The organism is Roseateles sp., assembly GCF_046300915.1.
Lineage (GTDB): Bacteria > Pseudomonadota > Gammaproteobacteria > Burkholderiales > Burkholderiaceae_C > Kinneretia.
In genome coordinates this window covers 12,527-34,021 of the sequence record NZ_JBKCLH010000232.1, presented here as the reverse complement: position 1 = coordinate 34,021, position 21,495 = coordinate 12,527, and the positions used below count along the sequence as shown (strand labels likewise).

Here is a 21,495-nt window from a genome sequence, read left to right as displayed (position 1 = left end):
CATCAGCCTCCGATGAGGACGGTGAAACAGCCCAGCACGATGCTGCCGCCATGGGCCGTGGGGTCGCCGATGCGCGCAGCCGGTTTGCTGCCGATCAGCACGGTGGTAGAGCCCATCACGATGGTGTCCGGCGGACCGACGCATACGGCGTTGTCCCCCACTACGGCGGCTGGCAGCTTGCCGATCAGCACGCTGGGCACACCGGGGCCGATGACCGGCCCGCCCACATGCGGGATGGGCGGCAGACCCGGCGTCTGCATGGGGCAGCTGTGCATATCGGTCAGGCGGGCGGCGGGGGGCATGGCGAGAGCTCCGTTCAGTTGATCATCACCAAGGCGCCCTTGACCGTGGTCTGGCCCGAGGCCGAGAGCTCGGCGCTGGCCGAACCCTTGGCGCTCAGGGCCATCTGGGCCTCGCAGCTGATGTTGAGTGCACTGGCCTTGAAGTCGGCCTGCGACTTGAGCGTGATGGCATTGACCGCCTCCAGTGAAATGCCCCCCTTGGCACTGAGCTTGATGTCATTGGGGCTGTCGAGCGCAATGCCCTCGCTGCTGAGCTTGATGCTGTTGCCGTGCTGATCCTTGATCAGGATGCTCTGGTCCTTGTCGTCCAGCACCAGCTGGTTCTTGGCGGGCGTCGTCAGCGTGATGATCTTGTCGGCCTCGTTGAACTCGAAGCGGTGCTTGCAGCGGGTCACCAGGGCCTTGGTGTCGTTCTCGGCGGCCAGGGCGTAGGGCGGCGTTCGTGCGCTGCTGTAGAGACTGCCCAGCACCACGGGGTGGCAGGGGTCGTCGTTGAGATAGCCCAGCAGCACCTCGTCGCCCACCTCGGGCAGGAAGAATGCGCCGAAGCCGCTGGAGGCGTGGAACTGCAGCAGGCGGGCCCAGACGCCTTCAGTCTCGCATTGCCAGGTGGGCAGGCTGACCTGGATCTTGTTCTGGCCCTCGGGATCACCATCAAGCTTGATCACCTTGCCGATCTGCAAGCCGCCGACGCCGGGCAGCAGACCTGCCCCCGGCGGGGCCTGCACATCGCCGCGCTGGGTGTGCAGCTCTGGATCCAGTCCGAACTCGGCCAGGCAGATCCAGTTGCCGTCGACCAGCTGGTGCTCGACCGCGCTCAGATAGACATCGCCCGAGAAGCGCGTGCCCACGCCGCTGAGCGCGACGACGACCCCGGGCTTAGCCAGGGCCGTGCCCTGGAAGCTCATGCGCCCCCGCACCCGGGCCAGGGCCGCGCGCAGCTGGGTCGCCTTGGCCCAGGCCTCCAGGGCCGCCTGTTCCTGCGGCGCACTGCTTTGCAGCTGCAGGATCGCGGGGCTGGCCACCGCCGACAGGGCGGCGCCATCAAGATTGCCCTGGCTGCCGACTGCCGTGCTGGCGCTGCTGGCGCTCTGCAGCAGGGCCTGGCTCGACAGGCTCCAGGAGGCGGCCTGCACCGCCTGCCATTGGCTGCGTGCATCGATGTCGGCCTGGAAATCCATCAGCTCATCGCCCCAGGCGACGCTCAGGGCAGCGCCGCCAGCCTCCGGCGGGGCGATATGCACCGCGCCGTCATCTACACGCACCACCATGCCCAGGGCTTGTGCGCGGGCCAGCATGAAATCCCAGTCGCTGCAGTAGTACTGCACCAGCTCCTTGTGACTGATGTCACTGGCCTGGACCGTGGCGCTCAGCCCGGCCCGCTCGATCAGCGCCTGGATGATGTCGCTGTCCTTCTGGTCCACATAGTTGGCGCTGCGCCGGCCCAGGGTCATCTTGCAGGCGGCATCGCGGCACTCCAGGACCAGGCGGGCGTCGTTGCCGGCGCTGATCTTGAGGCCATGGCGTACCAGCAGGCCGGCGAAGATCTGTGTGTCCTGGTCGCCATAGCCCGCGCGGATGGCGAGCTTGGCACCCGGCTTGAACAGCGTGGCGTCGCTTTGGGGCATCTTGCCCTCGGGCATGTCCCCGTCGGCCAGCACGATGCGGGCCCATGGCACGCTGTTCAGCGCCTTGCGGATCGTGACGCTGATCAGGGGCAGGCCCTCCTGGTCCTCACCGTCGCAGCTGAGCACCAGGCGCAGCGCGCCGTCGCTCTGATCACTGGGCTTGCTGGCCATGCGTAGGCGTCCTCAGGCCAGGGGCGGAAAGTGCAGGCGCAGGCCCGGCTGAAGCCGTCGGAACTCGCGCAGGCCGTTGAAGCGGGCCACCTGCGGGTAGTAGCGGCTGTCGCCATAGATGCGCAGGCACAGCAAGGGCAGGGTGTCGCCGGCGCAGACCTCCACGGTGTGACTGAGGTCGGGGGAGCTGCGATTGGCCGAGAGCTGGGCGTACTTGGTGGTGGCAAAGCCCAGGAAGCTCAGGTCCGACTTGGCCCGCAGCGGTGCGCCGCTGGGCTTGAACAGGGTGTAGCGTGTGCTGATGTTCTGCAGCCGGCCATAGAACAGCAGGGTGCCCCAGAGAATCTGTACGTGATAGGGCTCGTGCTTCTCGCCGTTGTAGTCGTAGATGATGCGGCTCAGGGCTTCGAGCTGGCCGCTTACGTCGGCCGGCGCCTCATTACCCGAGGGCACGGGCACCACGCCGGTTCCGTCGAAGCTCAGGCTGAAGCTGATCTTGTCCGGCTCCATGGCCGAGAAGCGCACAGGGTTGCCGGTCTGGCCCAGGGTGGGGCGGCGGTTGTAGCAGATGCGTCGCTCGTGGTTGAACTCCGAGGGGTTGATGACCATCTTGTAGTTGCGCTTGTCTTCCACATAGACCTTGCCGTCGCTGCCGATGCTGCAGCGGGTGATGGTCATGGCCTGCTTGGTGCCGTTGGCGGTGGCCATCTCAGCGTTCCCTCATCTGCTGCAGCTGCTCCTGCATCCAGAGCTTGCACTCGGCCAGGATGTCCTGCTTGAGCCGCTCGCGCTCGCCACCGGCCTCGCAGAAGTCTTCGTCCTCATCGCGGTCGTCGTCGAACCCGTCGTCGGTACGCCCTTGGGCGATCTCGGCGTCCAGCAGCAGTTGTCGAATCTCGAGCGGCATGGCGGATGCTTCCTTCAGCTGGGACTGCCCAGGGTCTGATAAGCCAGTTCGATGGTCTCGATGGCCGCCTCGTTCTTGTTTGATCCGAAGGCGTCCACCTCCCAGCGCACCGGGTAGGCGTTGCGGCACCACCAGACCAGCAGGGGCTGGCCGGCGGCATTGATCAGCTGAACCTTGACGCTGGCCAGCTTGATCGGTTCGGCAAAGCCGCCCTCCAGCACCTTGGCACACCAGGTGAGCAGGGGGGAGTTGCGATTGACCAGGGCCCGCTTGAGACTGAGCCGCCGCGCCTGCGGCTGTGTCGGGAGCTGGTGACGAAAGCGGTTCTCACCGCCTTCCTGCAACTCCTCGGTGTCCAGCTGGCTGCCCAGGCCCGATACCTCCTGAAAGGCCAGTTGCAGCGGACCGTTCTGCTCCGGCAGGCCCATGAACTCCACCTTGAAGGCGAAGGCCACCGGCAGATCGGCGCTGCCGCTGGTGGGGCTGGGGGCGCGGGTGGCCACGTGGCACCTTCGCAGGAGACCGCTGCCGCCGCTCAGGCGTTGGCGATGGTCAGGCCCTCGTGGGCGATCTCGATGGTCTCGACCGCCACCTCATTGCCCTCGGCCTTCAGATCGGTGCCGGTGATCTTGGTGGGCCAGGCATTGCTGAGGGTCCAGACCATGGTGGGCTTGCCGGCCTCGTCCAGCAGACTGATCGTGACGGGCACCCGCTTGATGGTGTTCATCTTGATCTTGTTGAACCAGTCCCAGAACTTGTTGTCCGACTTGAAGACGCCTTTCTTCATCGTGACATTGCCGTACTTCTTCAGCCCTGGCATCTTGGTGGGCGCGAAGATGGGACTGTCGCCATGCCGGTACTCGATGGGTTGCGCCTCCACATCGAGGCCAGAGACCTCTTCGAAGGACAGGACGGCCGAGTCCCATTTCACCTGGAAGTAGAACTTGGGCAGGGGCCAGACATTGGTCGATTGCTTGGAGCCGTCATCAGCCATGTGATTTCTCCAGTAGGTGGTTTTTGCTGTTCAGTGCCTCAGGACTTGGGCATCTGCTGCTGGAAGGTGATCTCGATGAATTCGGCCGGCCGCACCATGGCCACCAGGACCGTGACACGCAGAATGCCTTCGAGAATGTCGTCGGGCGTCATGGTCTCGCCCAGGCCCACATGGACGCTGAAGGCGTCCTCGGGGACGGCGCCCATCAGGCCGCCGCGCTTCCACACACTGGTGAGGAAGTTGCTGATCATGCTCTTGATCGTCACCCAGGTATTGGCCACATTGGGCTCGAAGACCATGGCCTTGGCCGCCAGACGGCAGCTTTCCTCCAGCATGATCATGGTGCGGCGCACATTCACATAGCGCCAGTCCAGGCTGTTGCCATCCAAGGTGCGGGCGCCCCAGACCAGCACGCCCTCGCCGATGAAAGCGCGGATGGCATTGATGCTCTTGCCTTGGGCCGTGACGTTGAGGTCTTCCTGCTGCTCGGCCGAAATGCTCACGGTGGGCGAGATCACGCCAGCCAGGCTCACATTGGCCGGCGCCTTCCACACGCCCCGGGTGTTGTCCACCATGGTGTAGACACCTGCCATGGCGGCGCTGGGGGGCAGGGTGTTGAGCTGGCGGCGTGCCTCGCTCAGCACGGTGTTGAAGACCGAGCTCAGTCGGGTGAGGGTCTTGTTGAGCAGGCTCTTGCGGGCCAGCACGGCGGCATCCAGTTCATCCTTGCTCAAGGGCTTGTCATCGGGCTTGAGCTCGGACTGCACCTGTTTGCTGAAATCGGTGGCAATGCCGTCCACCGCGTCATACAGCGCCTTCAGTCCCGGCTTGGCGTCGGCTGGCGCCGCAGCCTCGAGCTTGAGCTCGGCACGCAGCAGGGTCTGGAGCTGGGCGACGCTGCCGCTGTCGATGTTCTCGAAGCTGAGCTCCTTCTCACCCACCACGGTCGTGTTGAGCCAGGGGTAGTAGGCGGCCGCGAAGTCCAGGAAGTTGATACCCAGGCCATTGCGGAAGTCCGCCACTGGATCGCCCGCGGGAAAGGTGCGCGGCTTGTCGCCGTTCCAGACATCCAGAATCGCCACACGGTTACGCATGGCGTAGCCGCAGTGGGACAGCATGGCCTCCTGCAGGTCATAGCAGACCTCCTTGTCCAGGCGCACCGCTTCCGGGATCAGCAGCATGGTGGGCTCCTGCTCCTTGAGCAGCTCCAGGATGCCGGCCTTGAAGGCGTCGGGGTCGAGGTCGCCGCCGTAGCCGCCCACCGAGACGATGTAGCAGGGGCCACCACCGTTTTGGAAGAAGTGGCGCAGGGCGTTGTAGAGGCCGTAGTTGCCGCCCGCGCTGCCGGCGATCTGGGCGATGGTGAAGCCGGCCTCGCTGTCGGGCTTGTCGGCCGTGGTCAGCGCGCGGAAGTGGCCGTCTTCTTTCTTGGCCGCCTGCGTGATTGAGAACAGGGGCTTGGGTGGGCCGCCGAAGTACTGGTGGTACTCGGCCATGGAGCTGATGCGCCAGGGCTTGAGATTCAGCGGTGTGTTGTGGTTGTCGGCTTTCTCGGTGTAGCCGACGAAGGCCGGCACCGCGGTGGCGACTTCGACCACCGAGTTGGGGAAGGCGTTCTTCTCGACGATGTAGACGCCCGGGGTTTTCATCACTCCCATCGGTTTCTCCTGCTTGGGTCAGCGGCTGACGAAGATTTCCGAGACCGGCGTACCGTCGGGCTCGCGTTGCAGACCGCCAGGGGCGGCCACGGGGAGCCGTGCCATGAGCAGGCGCGGCGGGTGAGCGTTGGCATCCCGCAGCTGGAAGCGCGGGACGGCACGTTCGGCCAAGGGCAGGGCGCTGCCGCTGCGGATGGCCAGGGCGCTGCGACCATCCCCCAGTGCCAGGGGCGTGGCGGCTTCGAACTGCACCAGACCCAAGGGATCATGCAGCTCGGGCTGTTGACCCGACCAGTCGCCCAGCAGCAGGTACTTCCAGATGGTGCGTCGGGCGGCCAGCTGCAGGTGCTGCTGGCGCGTCGGGCTGTGCAGCCAGGCCGTGAAGTCTGCATGCTCGCCCTCAAACAGTGCCAGACTCAGCGTAGGCAAGGCAGCAGCCTCGCGATACAGAAGATGCGCCGGGTCATCGCAGCTCAGACTGAAGTTCAGCGTGGCGGGACGTCTGGCGGCCCAGAGTCTCTGCAGATCACGCTCTTCGCCCAGGACGGCGAGCTCGGTGCCATCGCTGCGGCAAACCAGCCCGTAGGCACGCAGGACAAGCTGGCTTTGTGCATCGGGCAGGAAGCGCAGCAGGCGGGCTCGGCCGTCCGCGTGGTATTCGCTGCCAATCGTGGCGCGGGCCAGAAGGTGGTAGCGATCCATGCGGCTCATGAAAGACCCCGGGTGTCGATTTGCTGCACCCTTGGCAAGCGCAGCTCGATGTGGCTGCCTTCCACGCTCACCATGCGCACCCGGTACAGCACGGATGGCAGGTAGCGGCCGCTGTGTATGCCCCAGAGACTGTGCATCTCGGAGCTGCTCAGGTTCTCGATGTTCAGAATCAGCCGCTCCAGGCCCTCATGCATGCCGGGGCTGTTCTGGTGGTCCAGCACCGGATGGCTCTGGAAGAAGCTGATGGCGCCGGAGAGGAACTTGAGCGCCTCGGGGTAGTTGCTGCCGCTGAAGTTGGCGGCACACATGAGCAGCAGATTCAGGTAAACCGGTGCCGGGCTCTGTAGCGCGGGCGCCGGGCTCAGGCCGGGCGCGTTGCCGGCACGATGTGCCATGCTGTCGCGCTCGACGCCGGCCAGGAAGAGCACCAGCTTGTTGGCGACCAGGGGCACCAGACTGCCGTTGAGCTCGTGCAGATTGGACAGCACGGCCAGGTCCTCGTCGACCTGGAAGCGGCGGCGCAGGTGTTCGTTGAGTTGCCCGGCCAGATGGCTCAGGGCGGCGTCGATCATGGTGCTGGCTCTCCCTGTGATGCTGGGAGAACCTTAGGCCCCGCCGGCCTCAGGCGCCATCGGCCGGCGGCTGAATCCGCCTCAGCAATCTGCTGATGGGGAAAACCCGGGGCGGGTGTCTCGCTGAGGAGGCTCGGCCTCCAGGCTGCTCAGTCCGGCACGCAGCGCAAAGCGGGTCAGCTCCGCAATGCCCTGGATCTGCAGCTTGGCAAACACATGCTCGCGGTGTGTGGCCACGGTCTTGGCGCTCAGATGCAGCTGTTCGGCGATCTGACGGGCGCTGTAGCCCTCGGAAAGCAACCTCACCATCTGGCGCTCGCGGGCGGTGAGTCGCTCAAGCGGTGAGGCGGCCGGCAGGGGGGCGGTGCCCAGGCGCTGCTGCTGGTGCGCCAGCAAGTCCGAAGCCAGTTCGCTGCTGAGGAAGAGCTGGCGGGTCGCCACCCGGCGCACCCCGCGAGCCAGATCCTCGAAGGAGTTGTCTTTCAGCACAAAGCCGCTGGCACCGGCCTCCAGGGCGGCCATGACCTGCTGCAGGTCGCGGTGGGCGGAAAGGCAGAGCAGGCGACAGTCCAGGGCTTCCGAGCGCAGCCGCCGCAGAGCCTCCAGCCCGCTCATGCGGGGCATGGACATGTCCACGATCGCGACATCGGGTTCGAGCTGGCGCGCCAGGCGGACCAATTCCATGCCGTCGCGAGCCTCGGCCAGCAGGTCCAGATCGGGCTCCCGGCGCAGCAGGGCGATCAAACCCTCACGCACGAGATGGTGGTCATCGGCCACCAGCACGCGGATGCTCTGGCCCGGGCTCATGTGCGCAGCGCAGCACTGGTGCGCCAGCGTATGCTGGCCTGCACGCCCAGACCGTCGGCCCGCCAGCGCAAGCGTGCCCCCACAGGGGCCAGGCGACTCCCCAGGCTGGACAGACCGAGACCATGGCCCGAACGGGCTTGGCTCAGGGCCTTGGCCAGTCCCGGCCCGCGATCGGCCACCAGGATCTGGACTTGCTCTGGGTCCCCTCCGTCACCCAGGCGCAGTTCGACCGGCGCGCCGGCTGCATGACGGCAGGCGTTGAGCAGCAATTCGCGGGTGGCAGCCAGCAGCACCTGGGCAATTTCCGGGGCGGGCTGGGCCGGGTTGCCAGAGCGGCTGAAGGCCAGGGGCGTGGCGCTGGCTCGACCCAGCCGCTGGGCGCAGCGCTGCAGCGCCCGTGCCAGATCCTGGCTGCGCGGCCCGCGTCCAGTTTTGGGCACTGCCGCGTCTTGCAGCCGCGCCAGCAGGCCGCGGGTGCTGCTCAGGGCGCCTCCCACCAGACCGCGGGCGCGCTCCAGGGCCTCCGGGTCAGCGCCGTGGCGGGCGTAATCCAGCTGGATCATGGCCAGGCTCAGCAGCTGGGCCAAATCGTCATGCAGGATCTCGATCAGGGGGCCGGCGTCCTGCTTGATGCTGCCGGACAAGCCTTGGTTCGCCATGGGTGGCTGGACCATTTTCTACTCCCTTCGCGGCTGCGCAGTTGGTTGCTGCGGGCCGCAAAGGGTAGAAAGCCCGATCCGGGCTCGTCAAGCTGTCAGAAGCTACTAGTGCAGCCTTGGCGGCTCCCGGTTCGGAATTACGTTGAGACAAGCGGCCTTGAGCCTGGCGGCCTGCTCAGGCTGCCAGCAGCTGTCTCAGCACAAACGGCAGGATGCCGCCGTGGCGGTAGTACTCCACCTCGATGGGCGTGTCGATGCGCAGGATCAGCGCCCGCTCGAAGCGGCTGCCGTCGGCGCGGGTGACCACCAGGGTGGCTTCGCGCTGGGGCTTGAGTTCGCCCTCGAGGCGGATATCGATCAGCTCGTCGCCCTTGAGTCCCAGGCTCTCCCAGCTGTCCCCGGTCTTGAACTGCAGGGGCAGCACGCCCATGCCCACCAGATTGGAGCGGTGGATGCGCTCGAAGCTCTTGGCCACCACGGCCTTGATGCCCAGCAGCTGGGTGCCCTTGGCGGCCCAGTCGCGGCTGGAGCCGGTGCCGTATTCCTCGCCGCCGAAGATCACGGTGGGCACGCCCGCGGCGATGTAGTCCATGGCCGCGTCGTAGATGTAGCGCTTCTCGCCCGAGGGTTGATACAGCGTCCAGCCGCCTTCCTCGCGGCTGCCATCGGCCTTGGGCGGGATCATCAGATTCTTGATGCGCACATTGGCAAAAGTGCCGCGCATCATCACCTCATGGTTGCCGCGGCGTGAGCCGTAGCTGTTGAAGTCGGGCTTGCTCACGCCCTGGGCCAGCAGGTACTGGCCGGCGGGCGAGCTGTCCTTGATGGAGCCGGCCGGCGAGATGTGGTCGGTGGTGATGGAGTCGCCGAACAGGGCCATGATGCGCGCGCCCTGCACGCCGGCGGCCGTGAACACCGGCTCCTGCGTGAAGCCCTGGAAGAAGGGCGGCTGCGCGATGTAAGTGCTCTGGGGCCAGTTGTAGACCTGGCCCTCCACGCCCTTGATGGCCTGCCAGAGCTTGCCCGGCTTCTTGTCCACCTGTTCGTAGTTCTGCTTGAAGGCCTTGGGGTTCATCGCGTACTTCATCAGCGCGTAGACCTCCTCGCTCGTGGGCCAGATGTCGCCCAGGTAGATGGGCTTGCCTTTCTTGCCCAGGCCCACCGGCTGCGTCATCAGGTCCACCGTCACATTGCCGGCGATGGCATAGGCCACCACCAGGGGCGGCGAGGCCAGGAAGTTGGCCTTGAGATTCGGGTGGATGCGGGCCTCGAAGTTGCGGTTGCCCGAGAGCACGGCGGCACAGACCAGGTCGTTGCCCGTGATCACCTCGTTGAGCTCGGGGGCCAGATCACCGGCATTGCCGATGCAGGTGGTGCAGCCGTAGGCGGCGAGGTTGAAGCCGAGCTTTTCCAGATAGGGCAGCAGGCCGGCCTTCTCCAGATACTCGGTCACGATGCGCGAGCCTGGGGCCAGCGAGGTCTTGATATGGGGTTGCACCTTGAGCCCGGCCTCTACCGCCTTCTTGGCCAGCAGGCCCGCGGCCAGCAGCACGCCGGGGTTGGAGGTGTTGGTGCAGGAGGTGATGGCGGCGATCAGCACATCGCCGTTGCGGATGTCCAGGCCGCTCGTGGTCTTGAAGACCTGGCCCAGCTTTTCGGCGGGCTGGTTGAAGCCGTTCTCGGCTACCGGCTTGCTGAAGAGCTCGCTGAACTTGCCGGAGAGATGGCCGATCTCGATGCGGTCCTGCGGGCGCGTGGGGCCGGCCAGGGAGGGCGTCACCGTGCCCAGGTCCAGCTTGATCACGGCGCTGTAGTCGATCTCGCCGGCCTTGGGAATGCCAAAGAGTTCCTGGGCCTTGAAGTAGGCCTCGAAGGCCTCGATCTCCTTGCCCGTGCGGCCGGTGCCGCGGAAGTAGTCCAGGGTCTTGTCGTCCACCGGGAAGAAGCCCATGGTGGCGCCGTACTCGGGGGCCATGTTCGCGATGGTGGCGCGGTCGGGCACCGAGAGGCTTGCCGTGCCCTCGCCGAAGAACTCCACGAACTTGCCCACCACCTTGGCCTGGCGCAGGATCTCGGTGACGGTGAGCACCAGGTCGGTGGCGGTGACGCCCTCGCGCAGGCGGCCGCTGAGCTCGAAGCCCACCACATCGGGCGTCAGGAAGTAGACCGGCTGGCCCAGCATGCCGGCCTCGGCCTCGATGCCGCCCACGCCCCAGCCCACCACGCCGATGCCGTTGATCATGGTGGTGTGGCTGTCCGTGCCCACCAGGCTGTCGGGGTAGTAGACCTGGCCGGCCCTTTTGCCGGTTTTTTTGCCGGTCTTGTGCACGCCGCGGGCCAGATACTCCAGATTGACCTGGTGCACGATGCCGAAGCCCGGGGGCACGACGCCAAAAGTGTCAAAGGCCTGCATGCCCCACTTCATGAACTCGTAGCGCTCGCGGTTGCGCTCGAACTCCAGCTTCATGTTCAGGTCCAGGGCCTTTTTGCTCCCGTAGTGGTCGATCATGACCGAGTGGTCCACCACCAGGTCTACGGGCACCAGGGGTTCGATGGCCTTGGGATTCTTGCCCTGTGCCGCCGCCACATTGCGCATGGCCGCCAGATCGGCCAGCAGGGGCACGCCGGTGAAGTCCTGCAGCACCACGCGGGCCACGACAAAGGGGATCTCCTCGTTGCGCGCGGCATTGGGCGCCCAGTTGGCCAGCTGGGTCACATGCTCGGGCGCAACCTTCTGGCCGTCGCAGTTGCGCAGCACCGACTCCAGCACGATGCGCAGCGAAACCGGCAGGCGCTTCACGTTCGGATGCTGTCGGGCCAGCTCGGGCAGTGAGTAGTAGCTCCCTGTGCGTCCCGACGCGGTCCTGAACTCGCTGAGGGTGCTGGCAAAGGCGTGCTGGCTATTGGGCATGGGCTTCTCCAAACTGGAACGGTGGTGGAGGCAAAGCATGCCTGAAACGCCCGTCCTACTGCTACCGGGGTCTTGAGTCGGGCTCGCCATAATTCGGCCATGTCTCGTAGCAGCGATTCTTCCCCGCGGCGCCGTAGTGCCGAGTCTTTGGCCCAGGGGGCGAACCCGTCGTCGGTCCTGTTGGCATGGGTGCCACCGCCGGCGCCGCGACCTCGCGCGGCCCGCCTGCGCAAGGAGGCCGCCATCTGTGCCGAAGCGGAACGCCAGTTCGCGCAGTACGGTTTCGAGGGTGCGTCGCTTGAAAGCATTGCCGCGGCCTTGGGTCTGAGTCGCCACAACCTGCTGTACTACTACCCCAGCAAGGAACTGCTCTACCGCACCGTGCTGGATGGGGTGCTCGCCGAATGGCTGGCGCGCATGGCGGGCATCGTCTCCGGTGCCGACCCCGAGGCCGCCCTGCGTGAGTACATCGCCGCCAAGCTGCGCTTCTCGCGCGAGCGGCCGGCGGGCTCCCAGGTGTTTGCCCGCGAGGTCATGGCCGGTGCCCCGCGCTTCAGGGACGCGATCGAGGCCCAGGTCCTGCCGGCCCTGAATGCCGATGTGAAGACCTTTGAGCGCTGGGCGCGCGAGAAGCGCATCGCCCGCCTGGACTACCGCCACCTGATGTTCACCATCTGGGCCAGCACCCAGGCCTATGCCGATCTGGCGCCGCAGTTCGCTCTGCTGCTGGGCAAGCCGGCGCTGGAGGAGGGCGACTACGCGGCCGCCGAAGGTCTGATCTGCCAGCTGGTGCTGGGCGGGCTGCTCGTGGGCACGAAGGCCTGAGTCCGGGTGCAGGCTCTTGGCTGCGAGACAATCGCGGCATGCAAGTTCCTCAAGACACCACTGAAGTGACGCCATGCCAGGATGGCCGGCCGCCGGGTTTCCAGCGCGTCAGCGCCGCACTGCAGGCGCTGAACCATGCCCATGCGCCCCTGTGGCTGGAGGTGGCCGCCCGCACATCGCAGGAGGCCGCCGAGGCCCTGGGCGTCAGCCTGGGCCAGATTGCCAAGTCCGTGGTGTTTCGGCGCAAGTCCGATGATCGCGCCGTGCTGGTCATCGCGTCCGGCGACCGGCGCATCGACGAGAAGAAGCTCAAGATCCATACCGGAGCGCTGGCGCGCGCCGATGCCGACTATGTGAAGGCGTGCACCGGCTTTTCCATTGGCGGGGTCTCGCCGCTGGGCTTCGCGCCCGCCGACGGTCTGGACGTGCCGCTTCTCTTTGTCGATCGCGAGCTGTTTCGCTTTGAGGTGATCTGGGCCGCAGCCGGTCATCCCAACGGGGTGTTCAGGATGAGCCCAGCCGAGCTGGAGGCCCTGACGGGCGCGCCCGTGATTGATGTGGTGCAGGCCCAGGTCTCGGAGTTGCTGTCATGAGCGTCAGCTGCCCGCCGCCGAGTCCCAGCCAGGTCAAGTCGCCCTGTATCAATATCTGCCGCATGCACGCGCCCACGGGTCTGTGCGAAGGCTGCGCGCGCACCATCGAGGAGATCGCGGCCTGGTCGCGCGCCGATGATGCGACCCGCCTGGCCATCCTGGCACGCCTGCCCGAACGCCGTATCCAGCTGGTGGAGCAGGGCGTGTTCAGCGCTGCCGAAACCGGCTCGATCTGAGTCCGCCCCTATTCCTCTGCGAGTCGCCATGAAAACCCTGAGCTTCTACTTCGATCCCATCTCGCCCTATGCGGCTCTGGCCTTCGAGCGCCTGCCCGAGGCCCTGGCAGGCTGCAGCTACGAGGTGGAGTACCGCCCGGTGCTCTTTGCCGCCATCCTGCACGCCCTGGGCCAGAAGGGTCCGGCCGAGATCGAGAGCAAGCGCCACTGGACCTACCGCCAGGTGGCTTGGCTGGCACACCAGCAGGGCCAGGTGCTGGATCTGCCGGCCCAGCACCCCTTCAATCCGCTGCCTCTGCTGCGCACGGCCTGGGCCTGCGCTTCGGGGCCTTCGGGCACGCCCAATCGTCTGGTGGTGGAAAAGATCTTTCACCATGTCTGGCGCGCTGCCGGTGCCGACGCCAACGACGCAGCCCGCCTGGAGGCCCTGAGGCAAGACCTGGCCCCTGCGCAGGATCCCGAGAGCGAGCCTGTCAAGCAGCGCCTGCGGGATGCGACCGAGCAGGCCATCCAGCGTGGCGTTTTCGGTGTGCCCACCTTCGAGGTGGATGGCCGCCTGTTCTGGGGGCAGGACGCCCTGCCCATGCTGGCCGCTTACCTGAAGGGTGACCCCTGGTTCGCCAGCGGGGCCTGGGAGGCTGCCGCGGGTGCGCGGCCCGGCGTAGCGCGCCGTCACTGAGCTGCAGTCGCCCCCTGGGGCTTTCCCGCAAGCCTCGCGCCATCTCACATCGAGGAATGGCGGCCTAGGGTTGCTACCGGTTTTGTCAGCCAGCGTTCAGTCTCGCGTCAGAGAGCGGTCAGAGCCGGCGCCCATAGTCTGTTGCAAGGATCACCGGGCGGTGTTCCCCTCACACAAGCAACGGAGACAACACCATGGCGACAGCTACCGCGGTGTCCACCAACACGCCGATGACGGCCGAGGAGAAGAAGGTCATCTTCGCCTCCTCGCTCGGCACCGTGTTCGAGTGGTACGACTTTTATCTCTACGGTTCCCTGGCGGCCATCATCGCCAAGCAGTTCTTCTCGGGACTGGATCCGCAGGCCGCCTTCATCTTTGCGCTGCTGGCCTTTGCCGCGGGCTTCATCGTGCGCCCCTTCGGCGCGCTGGTGTTCGGCCGACTGGGCGACATGATCGGTCGCAAGTACACCTTCCTGGTCACCATCTTGCTGATGGGCCTGTCGACCTTCATCGTCGGCATCCTGCCCACCTATGCCTCCATCGGCGTGGCCGCTCCGGTCATCCTGATCGTGCTGCGCATGCTGCAGGGCCTGGCCCTGGGCGGTGAGTACGGCGGCGCTGCCACCTATGTGGCCGAGCATGCGCCGCATGGCCGCCGTGGCGCCTACACGGCCTGGATCCAGACCACCGCGACCCTGGGTCTGTTCCTGTCCCTGATGGTCATTCTGGGCACCCGTACCGCCATCGGCGAAGAAGCCTTTGCCGACTGGGGCTGGCGCGTTCCCTTCATCGTCTCCATCCTGCTGCTGGGCATCAGCGTCTGGATCCGCTTGTCGATGAACGAGTCGCCTGCCTTCAAGAAGATGAAGGCCGAGGGCAAGACCTCCAAGGCACCGCTGTCCGAGTCCTTCGGTCAGTGGAAGAACCTGAAGATCGTGATCCTGGCCCTGTTCGGTCTGGTGGCCGGTCAGGCCGTGGTCTGGTACTCGGGCCAGTTCTATGCGCTGTTCTTCCTGTCGAACGTGCTCAAGGTTGACGGGCCGACGGCCAACATCCTGGTGGCCGTGTCCCTGATCATTGGCACGCCCTTCTTCGTGGTGTTCGGCACCCTGTCCGACAAGATCGGCCGCAAGCCCATCATCATGGCGGGCCTGCTGCTGGCCATCGTGACCTACTTCCCGCTGTTCAAGGCCCTGACCGAAGCTGCCAACCCCAAGCTGGCGGCAGCTCAGCTCAACGCCAAGATCACCGTGAGCGTGGATCCGGCCCAGTGCTCCTTCCAGGGCAGCCCCATCGCTCGCGATGTGGACTTCACCTCCAGCTGCGATATTGCCAAGCGCTCGCTCGCTCAGCAGTCCGCCAGCTACGAGACCGTGGCGGCACCCGGCACCAATGCCAAGGTGCAGATCGGCGATAAGGTCATCGAGGCGCCCACCGGCGTGCTGACGGCCGGCGGCCACAAGTTCGACGAGGCTTCGGGCAAGGCCATCGCGGCCTTCAAGAAGGAAGTGTCGGAGGCCATGAAGGCCGCCGGCTACCCAGCCAAGGCTGACCCGATCAAGCCGCTGTCGGCCAGCTGGTGGAAGATCGTGGCCATCCTGTCCATCCTGGTCATCTATGTGACCATGGTCTACGGCCCGATCGCGGCCATGCTGGTGGAAATGTTCCCCACCCGCATCCGCTACACCTCCATGAGCCTGCCCTACCACATCGGCAACGGCTGGTTCGGTGGCCTGATGCCCACCATCGCCTTCGCCATGGTGGCCCAGAACGGCAATATCTACTACGGTCTGTGGTACCCGATCATCATTGCCTCCATCACCTTCGTGATCGGCATGCTCTTCGTGCGTGACACCAAGGACGTGGACATCTACGCCAAGGACTGATCCTCGCATCCTGGCGAACGCTTGCCGCGCGAGCGCGGCAGCACAGCAGGGCGGCCCTCGGGCCGCCCTTTTTCATGGCCCGGATCGGGGGGCAGGCGCGCTTGCGCGGGTGCTGAGGCTGTGTGTGAAAGGCGTGCTTGGCTGCATGCCAGCCAGCCTGCCGTCAGCTAGGCGCGCAAGAATTGCCGTCATCAACAAGCAAAGGAGACCCCTGGTATGTGGAAAATTGTGGTTGGCTTCGCCGTCTTTGCAGCCCTGGCCCTGTATGTGCTGAGCATGGGTGGTGATATCGATATGGGCGGTGAGAAGCATGGCATCGACCATCCGCCGGAGGCCGCATCCGCCGCTGCTTCCGCGCCCCAGGCTGCCAGCGCCGTGGCGGCCGCCGCCAGCGCCCTGGCGCCTGCATCCGCAGCTTCCAACTGAGCCCCAAATGAACAAGGCCGGTGGATGAAACCACCGGCCTTGTTGCGGTTCGGGGCCTTGGGTTCAGAGCATGGACTCGCCGGCAGCGCGCTGCGGGGCGATGCGGGGCATGCGTATCAGGGTGCGGGTGCCCACGCCGGGGCTGGACAAGACCTCGATCTGACCGCCCAGCACATTGGTCACGATGTTGTGCACGATGTGCATGCCCAGACCCGAGCCCCCGGTACCCAGCTTGGTCGTGAAGAAGGGATCGAAGATGCGGCGTCGCACCGACTCGTCCATGCCGCGCCCATCGTCCTGCACTTCCAGCTCCACCATCTCGGCGTCATCGGCCACGGGGGCGCAGCGCACGCTGACCTGACCGCTGTCACGCTTCTCGAAGCCGTGCACCAGCGCGTTCATCAGCAGATTGGTGAGCACCTGGCCGAGGGCGCCGGGGTAGGAGTTCATGGCCATGCCGGCCGCCAGCTCGGTCCTGATCTTGAAGGGCGTGTGTTTGAAGCTGGGCTCCACCATGACCAGCACATCCTCGATGACCTGGGCCAGCTCAAAGCTGCGCCGCGAGTCCGTGGTCTGGTCAATGGCCACCTGCTTGAAATCCCGCACCAGATCGGCCGCCTTCTGCACATTGCGGTGCAGGATGTCCTGCCCGCGGCGGGTGTCTCGGGCCAGCTCCTCCAGCAGACTTCGGCGCATGGGTGTCTGGCCGCTGAGCATGGTTTCCAGCTCGCGCCAGCGGTCTTCGAGGGCCGAGACCACGGTCAGTGCATTGCCCAGCGGGGTGTTCAGCTCATGCGCGACACCCGCCACCAAGCGGCCTAGCGAGGCCAGCTTCTCCGATTCCACCAGCTCCCGCTGCGCCGTCTTGAGCGTGGCCAGGGCCTCGGTCAGCTCCGAATTGGTGGTGGTCAGCGCGGCCGTGCGTTCCGCGACCTGCGACTCCAGGGTGTTGGCGTGCTGACGCAACTCATCAAAGGCGGCCAGCAGAGCCTGGCGCATGCGCTCCATGGCCTGGCCGACTCGGGCTATCTCATCATCGCCCTCCAGATCCAGGGTCTTGTCCAGGGACTGGTCCAGGCGGCCCGCCGCCAATCTGGCGGCCGCATGGCTGAGGCGATCCATGGGCTGCAGCACCCGGCGCTGCATCACCAGCAGGATCAGGGCCAGGGACAGGGTCAGGGTCAGGGCGCTGCGCCACAGGGTGCGCAGCATGTCGGCGTTGCGGCGCTCCAGCAGGGGCGCCGCGCTCATGGTGACCGTGATCTGGGCGATCTCGCGCCCATCGCGCATCACGCCGCGGGTCTGGCTCAGTGTCAGCTCCGGTGAGCTGCTGCTGCGCTGGAACTCCAGGAAGGGGCGGGGCGAGGAGGGCTCCATCACCAGCACGGAGACAAAGCGCGGATCATCGACCTGGGCCTTGATCATGGGCTCGGCCAGATCGGGCGAGACCTGCCAGATGGGCTCCGAGAGCGACAGGGCCAGGATCTCCACCACCCGGGCCAGGTCGCGGCGCAAATCGTCCATGGCTTCGCGGCGCTGTGTCTGCAGGTCATACATCAGCACCGCGCCCGTGGGCACCAGCAAACCCACGACCAGGGCCAGCACAACCGCGTTGCGCAGTGAAGATCCGGCCAGACGTTTCATGGCGCAAAAGGCCCGTGGCCAGCGCGGCGCTTACAGGTGGGCAGCAGCATGGCGCTGATTATGGACACAGCACCGCGCCGCACGCCAGTTCTTTGGGTGCCAGGTCTTGAGGAAGCGCGGGCCTGGGAACGGAAAACCACAGCCGCCTTGCGGCGGCGGCTTTGGGCGACCTGGGGTTTCCACCTGTCTTGCGCTCACCGCTCAGTGTGACATCAGTACCGGCATGGTCATGGCATCCAGCATGCCGCGGGTGGCGCCGCCCAGGATGCGCTCGGTCCAGCGGGCACGCCCGTAGGCACCCATCACGATCAGGTCGGCGTCCAGATCGGCGGCGCGTGAGAGCAGCAACTCGCCGACCGCCTGTGTGCCGCCGGTTTGCTCATGGACTTCGGCCGTGACCCCCTGCCACATCAGCCACTGCTGCAGGGCGGACAGCCTCGCCGCCAGCGGCTCGTCCAGGGGGCTCTCGCGCCAGCTGAGCACTTGCACCTGCTCGGCGCGGCGCAGCAGGGGCAGGGCGTCAGCCAGGGCGCGCGCGGCTTCGCGGCTGTCATCCCAGGCGACCAGGGCGCGTCGCCCCAGGCTGTCGCCCGTCCAGGCATAGGGCAGGATCAGGCCAGGGCGCGCGCTGTGCATCAGCACCTGCTCGCTGGCGCTGCGCCGCTGTGCATGACCGGCTCGCTCCGGATCGGACTGCCCCAGGATCACCAGATCGGAGCAATGGGCGTGACGCACCAGGGACTCGGCCACATCGGCGGTGTCCACCACCGCCTCGCAGGACTTGAGCCCCGCTTCCGCACAAGCCTGACGAAAGGCCTGGGCCGTGCTCTGGGCCTGCTCAAGAAGCAGATCCCAGGCCATGGTGTTGAATGACTCCAAGGCGGCCGCGGCCTCAAGGGCCAGGGGCATGCGCAGCAGGCCGGTGGGGGCCAGGCCCACCAGATGGGCTTGCATCAGCTTGGCCAGGGCTATGGCCTGCTGCACGCGCGCGGCACAGGTGGGGGCATCATCCAGGTGGACAAGCAGACTGCGATAGCTCATGAGGACTCTCCCTGCGGCAGTATCCGGGCATCTTGCGGGCCAGCGTGCCCCGGCTGCTTGATACAACGCAAGCGCTAGCGCCACCTCATGGGCGGGCTTGCTGTACGGCGATGGTGCGGCTGCTCGTGGCCTCACGCTTGGGAAGGACCAGGTTCAGCACGCCGTTGTCGTAGCGCGCCTGCACCAGACCGGCGTCGATATCGTGGGCCAGGGAGAAGCCGCGCGTGACCCGACCCTCGCGGCCCTCGCGCAGCAGCACGCGCGCGGCCGCTTGCCCGGCCTCCAAATCGTCCTCATGGGTGGGGATGTCGGCGGCAATATTGACGAAGTTGCGATCAACGGTGACTCGCACACTGTCCTTGTGCGCGCCCGGCAGTTCGGCGCGCACCCGGTAGTCCTGGGCGGTCTCGCAGATGTCTAGGCGTATGCCGTCGCCCAGGGCATCGGCGTCCATGGCCGCGCGCAGGGCCGGCATCAACTGCTGCAGCAGGCCGGGCATGGCCGCGTCCTGAGAGCTGCGGGGCGGATAGGCGCTCATCGTCGGTTCCTCGCTGGCTGCGTCGGGCGCGACGTCCGGTGCCGCGCCCTGGATGAAGTCTATGCAGCGAGACCGCAGCGAGCTTGTCAAGGATCAATCACTGCGGTCACTGCCGCGGCGCTTAAGGCCTTGTTAATCGCCCGGGCTGAGCATTCGCTCCATGGGAGGCCTGTCGGCCCTCCCCAAGGAGTTGTCTTGTTGTTGAATGCCCAGATGCCGGAGCCTCGCCCCAAAGGGTTGGACTTGGCGGCGCAGCTAAGGGTTTGCGGACCTGCAGATCCCGGTCGCGCCGAGCTTGAGACCTTCGTCCAGCGGGTTTTCTCCCAGCGCTATGGCGCGGTAGTGGATGATTTCGCCCCCGTCCTGGTCGGCCTGTACGACCCGCTCGAGGGCCTGGTCGCCGTCGCCGGCTATCGCGGCGCAGCGGGCGGGCCCTTGTTTCTGGAGCGCTATCTCGCGGCGCCCGTCGAAGAGCAGCTGTGGGCTTGCGCCGCCTCACCCCTCGGGCGCGAGGCGATCGTGGAAGTGGCGCATCTGGCAGCCAGTCGCGCGGGCGAGGGGCGCCGTCTGATTGCGCTGCTGGGCCAGCACCTGGCCTTGCAAGGCTTTGAGTGGGTGGTCAGTACCTTGACGGCCGAGCTCCGGCACCTCTTTGTGCGCCTGGGTGTCACACCGCTGGCCCTGGGCGCGGCCGACCCGCAGCGCCTGGGCGAGCTGGCCGCACGCTGGGGCAGCTATTACGAACACCAGCCCGTGGTATTGGCCGGCAATCTGTCGCAGGCCCTGAACCAGCTGGCCCGCAGACTGGCTCGGGAGCGTTCATGAGCAGCTTGCAGATACCGAGCCAAGCTGATGACTGGGCCTGGATCGGGCGCCAGGCCGAGCTGGGGGACGGCGAGCATCTCTTCACGCGTGAGCAGCTGATGGCGGAGGTGCACGCACTGGCGCTCAAGCTGCGCAGCGCCGGCACGCGGGTGCTGGCCACCTTGCTGGACAACGGCCCGGCCTGGGTCATCGCCGACCTGGCCGCGCAGGATCTGGTCCATGTGCCCCTGCCGCTCTTCTTCAGCGCGGCCCAGCGGCAGCATGCGCTGCAGCACTGCGGCGCCGACAGTTTGATCCTGCCCGCGAGCCTGGCCGATGCGATGGGCGGCCTGCCACGGGAGCCCCTGACGCTGGCCGGGCAGGCCCTGTGCTTGCTGCGTCTGCCCGGCCGTGCCCCTCTCATGCCGGAGGGCACGGCCAAGATCACCTTCACCTCCGGCACCACCGGCGCGCCCAAAGGTGTCTGCCTGACGAATGCGGCGATGCATGGCGTCGCGGCCTCGCTGGTGCAGGCGCTGGAGCCTCTGGATCTGCAGCGGCATCTCTGCGCCCTGCCGCTGGCCGTGCTGCTGGAGAACATTGCCGGCGTGCTGGCGCCCCTGCGCCGCGGCGCCACGGTTCTGCTGCCTCCCTTGTCGCAGCTGGGCCTGAGCGGATCCTCGGGCTTTGACGTTCAGCGCTTCGACCAGTGTGTGCGACAGTTCGCGCCGCACCGCCTCATCCTGCTGCCGCAGATGCTGCGCGCCTGGGTGGCCTGGCTGGCGCGCAGCGGCCAGCAGGCGCCGCCTGGCTTGAGGCTGGTGGCCGTGGGGGGCGCCGCGGTGGGCCAAGCGCTGCTGTCCCGGGCTCGGGCCCTGAACATACCGGCCTATGAAGGCTATGGCCTGTCCGAGGGCAGCTCCGTGCAGACGCTGAATCTGCCCTGGGCCGATTGCCCCGGCAGCGCGGGGCGCGCGCTGCCCCATGCCCAGATCCGCATTGCCGGCGATGGCGAGATCGAGTTGCGCGGCAGCCTGTTCAGCGGCTATGTGGGCGAGAGCACGGCCGTGCCCGCATGGTGGCCCAGCGGAGATCTGGGGGAACTGGATGCCCAGGGCTTTTTGCATATCCGTGGCCGCAAGAAGCATGTGCTGATCACGAGCTTCGGGCGCAATGTGTCGCCGGAGTGGGTCGAGACCGCGCTTCGCAGCCAGGACGCGATTGCCCAGGCCGTCGTGTTCGGCGAGGCCATGCCCTCGCTGTGCGCCGTGCTCTGGCCAAGCCATGCTGCCGTGGATGCCGCGGCGCTGGAGGCGGCCGTGGCCGCCGCCAATGCCACATTGCCCGATTACGCCCGCATCGGACGCTGGTGCATGGCCCAGGGCGTCTTCGGGCCCGAGTCCGGACTGGCCACGGCCAATGGCCGGCCGATCCGGGCGCAGATCTGGCACGCCCACCGCGAGTTGCTGGGCGATCTGTCCGACGCCTTTTCTTCCTGACCCC

23 protein-coding genes are annotated in these 21,495 nt (G+C 66.6%); 8 read left to right on the top strand and 15 right to left on the bottom strand.

Annotated features, from left to right (window positions below; translation table 11 throughout):
* Positions 1–2 precede the first annotated feature (2 nt).
* From ACK5F2_RS17565 to acnA, 12 genes are all read right to left on the bottom strand, one after another.
* Positions 3–302, bottom strand: coding sequence for a PAAR domain-containing protein (locus ACK5F2_RS17565; protein ID WP_409846089.1), 300 nt, complete (start codon positions 300–302; stop codon positions 3–5).
* Between the two features lie 14 nt (positions 303–316).
* Positions 317–2,101, bottom strand: a complete 1,785-nt coding sequence (vgrG, locus tag ACK5F2_RS17560; protein WP_409867032.1) for a type VI secretion system tip protein VgrG — start codon at positions 2,099–2,101, stop codon at positions 317–319.
* A 12-nt stretch (positions 2,102–2,113) separates the two neighbouring features.
* The gene (locus ACK5F2_RS17555) at positions 2,114–2,809 is read right to left on the bottom strand and encodes a peptidoglycan-binding protein (protein WP_409867030.1); all 696 of its coding nucleotides are present in this window, start codon (positions 2,807–2,809) and stop codon (positions 2,114–2,116) included.
* 1 nt (position 2,810) lies between these two features.
* Positions 2,811–3,008, bottom strand: a complete 198-nt coding sequence (locus ACK5F2_RS17550) for a DUF5908 family protein (RefSeq protein WP_409867027.1) — start codon at positions 3,006–3,008, stop codon at positions 2,811–2,813.
* 14 nt (positions 3,009–3,022) lie between these two features.
* Complete coding sequence (locus ACK5F2_RS17545; protein WP_409867024.1) at positions 3,023–3,511, bottom strand: phage tail protein; 489 nt, start codon at positions 3,509–3,511, stop codon at positions 3,023–3,025.
* Positions 3,512–3,543: 32 nt separating this feature from the next.
* Complete coding sequence (locus ACK5F2_RS17540) at positions 3,544–4,002, bottom strand: phage tail protein (protein WP_133602717.1); 459 nt, start codon at positions 4,000–4,002, stop codon at positions 3,544–3,546.
* A 38-nt stretch (positions 4,003–4,040) separates the two neighbouring features.
* Positions 4,041–5,660: a phage tail sheath family protein gene (locus tag ACK5F2_RS17535; protein ID WP_409867022.1), complete on the bottom strand. Its 1,620-nt coding sequence runs from the start codon at positions 5,658–5,660 to the stop codon at positions 4,041–4,043.
* 18 nt (positions 5,661–5,678) lie between these two features.
* Positions 5,679–6,371, bottom strand: a complete 693-nt coding sequence (locus ACK5F2_RS17530; protein WP_409867019.1) for a hypothetical protein — start codon at positions 6,369–6,371, stop codon at positions 5,679–5,681.
* Positions 6,368–6,943 (bottom strand): DUF4255 domain-containing protein, encoded by a 576-nt coding sequence (locus tag ACK5F2_RS17525; RefSeq protein WP_409867016.1) that lies wholly within the window; start codon positions 6,941–6,943, stop codon positions 6,368–6,370. Before ACK5F2_RS17525 ends, ACK5F2_RS17530 begins: the two co-directional genes overlap by 4 nt.
* 81 nt (positions 6,944–7,024) lie before the next feature.
* A complete protein-coding gene (locus ACK5F2_RS17520) occupies positions 7,025–7,750 on the bottom strand; it encodes a response regulator transcription factor (RefSeq protein WP_409867014.1) in 726 nt (241 codons plus the stop codon).
* A complete protein-coding gene (locus tag ACK5F2_RS17515; protein ID WP_409867012.1) occupies positions 7,747–8,424 on the bottom strand; it encodes a sensor histidine kinase in 678 nt (225 codons plus the stop codon). The genes ACK5F2_RS17520 and ACK5F2_RS17515 overlap by 4 nt, the downstream gene beginning before the upstream one ends.
* A 160-nt stretch (positions 8,425–8,584) precedes the next feature.
* Positions 8,585–11,320, bottom strand: coding sequence for an aconitate hydratase AcnA (gene acnA, locus ACK5F2_RS17510; RefSeq protein ID WP_409867010.1), 2,736 nt, complete (start codon positions 11,318–11,320; stop codon positions 8,585–8,587).
* 180 nt (positions 11,321–11,500) lie between these two features.
* Between acnA and ACK5F2_RS17505 the strand changes: the two genes are divergently transcribed.
* The 6 genes from ACK5F2_RS17505 (at position 11,501) to ACK5F2_RS17480 (ending at position 15,965) form a co-directional block, all read left to right on the top strand.
* Complete coding sequence (locus tag ACK5F2_RS17505) at positions 11,501–12,145, top strand: TetR/AcrR family transcriptional regulator (protein WP_409867009.1); 645 nt, start codon at positions 11,501–11,503, stop codon at positions 12,143–12,145.
* A gap of 38 nt (positions 12,146–12,183) precedes the next feature.
* Entirely contained in the window at positions 12,184–12,738 is a 555-nt protein-coding gene (locus ACK5F2_RS17500; RefSeq protein WP_409867006.1) for a YbaK/EbsC family protein, read from the top strand.
* Positions 12,735–12,974 (top strand): DUF1289 domain-containing protein, encoded by a 240-nt coding sequence (locus ACK5F2_RS17495; protein ID WP_409867004.1) that lies wholly within the window; start codon positions 12,735–12,737, stop codon positions 12,972–12,974. Before ACK5F2_RS17500 ends, ACK5F2_RS17495 begins: the two co-directional genes overlap by 4 nt.
* 28 nt (positions 12,975–13,002) lie before the next feature.
* Entirely contained in the window at positions 13,003–13,653 is a 651-nt protein-coding gene (locus ACK5F2_RS17490) for a 2-hydroxychromene-2-carboxylate isomerase (protein WP_409867002.1), read from the top strand.
* A 194-nt stretch (positions 13,654–13,847) separates the two neighbouring features.
* The gene (locus ACK5F2_RS17485) at positions 13,848–15,539 is read left to right on the top strand and encodes an MFS transporter (protein WP_409867001.1); all 1,692 of its coding nucleotides are present in this window, start codon (positions 13,848–13,850) and stop codon (positions 15,537–15,539) included.
* 216 nt (positions 15,540–15,755) lie between these two features.
* Positions 15,756–15,965, top strand: a complete 210-nt coding sequence (locus tag ACK5F2_RS17480) for a hypothetical protein (RefSeq protein ID WP_409866998.1) — start codon at positions 15,756–15,758, stop codon at positions 15,963–15,965.
* Positions 15,966–16,028: 63 nt separating this feature from the next.
* Here the strand turns inward: ACK5F2_RS17480 and ACK5F2_RS17475 are convergent, their stop codons facing one another.
* From ACK5F2_RS17475 to ACK5F2_RS17465, 3 genes are all read right to left on the bottom strand, one after another.
* On the bottom strand, positions 16,029–17,609 hold the full coding sequence (locus ACK5F2_RS17475; protein WP_409866996.1) for a sensor histidine kinase: 1,581 nt from the start codon (positions 17,607–17,609) through the stop codon (positions 16,029–16,031).
* 201 nt (positions 17,610–17,810) lie between these two features.
* Positions 17,811–18,650, bottom strand: coding sequence for a universal stress protein (locus tag ACK5F2_RS17470; protein WP_409866994.1), 840 nt, complete (start codon positions 18,648–18,650; stop codon positions 17,811–17,813).
* An 85-nt stretch (positions 18,651–18,735) separates the two neighbouring features.
* Positions 18,736–19,188, bottom strand: coding sequence for an Hsp20/alpha crystallin family protein (locus tag ACK5F2_RS17465; RefSeq protein ID WP_409866992.1), 453 nt, complete (start codon positions 19,186–19,188; stop codon positions 18,736–18,738).
* Positions 19,189–19,401: 213 nt separating this feature from the next.
* Here ACK5F2_RS17465 and ACK5F2_RS17460 point away from each other — a divergent pair, with 213 nt between their 5' ends.
* Both ACK5F2_RS17460 and ACK5F2_RS17455 read left to right on the top strand, forming a co-directional pair.
* Positions 19,402–20,013, top strand: a complete 612-nt coding sequence (locus ACK5F2_RS17460; protein ID WP_409867045.1) for a thermostable hemolysin — start codon at positions 19,402–19,404, stop codon at positions 20,011–20,013.
* A complete protein-coding gene (locus tag ACK5F2_RS17455; protein ID WP_409866989.1) occupies positions 20,010–21,491 on the top strand; it encodes an AMP-binding protein in 1,482 nt (493 codons plus the stop codon). The genes ACK5F2_RS17460 and ACK5F2_RS17455 overlap by 4 nt, the downstream gene beginning before the upstream one ends.
* Positions 21,492–21,495 lie beyond the last annotated feature (4 nt).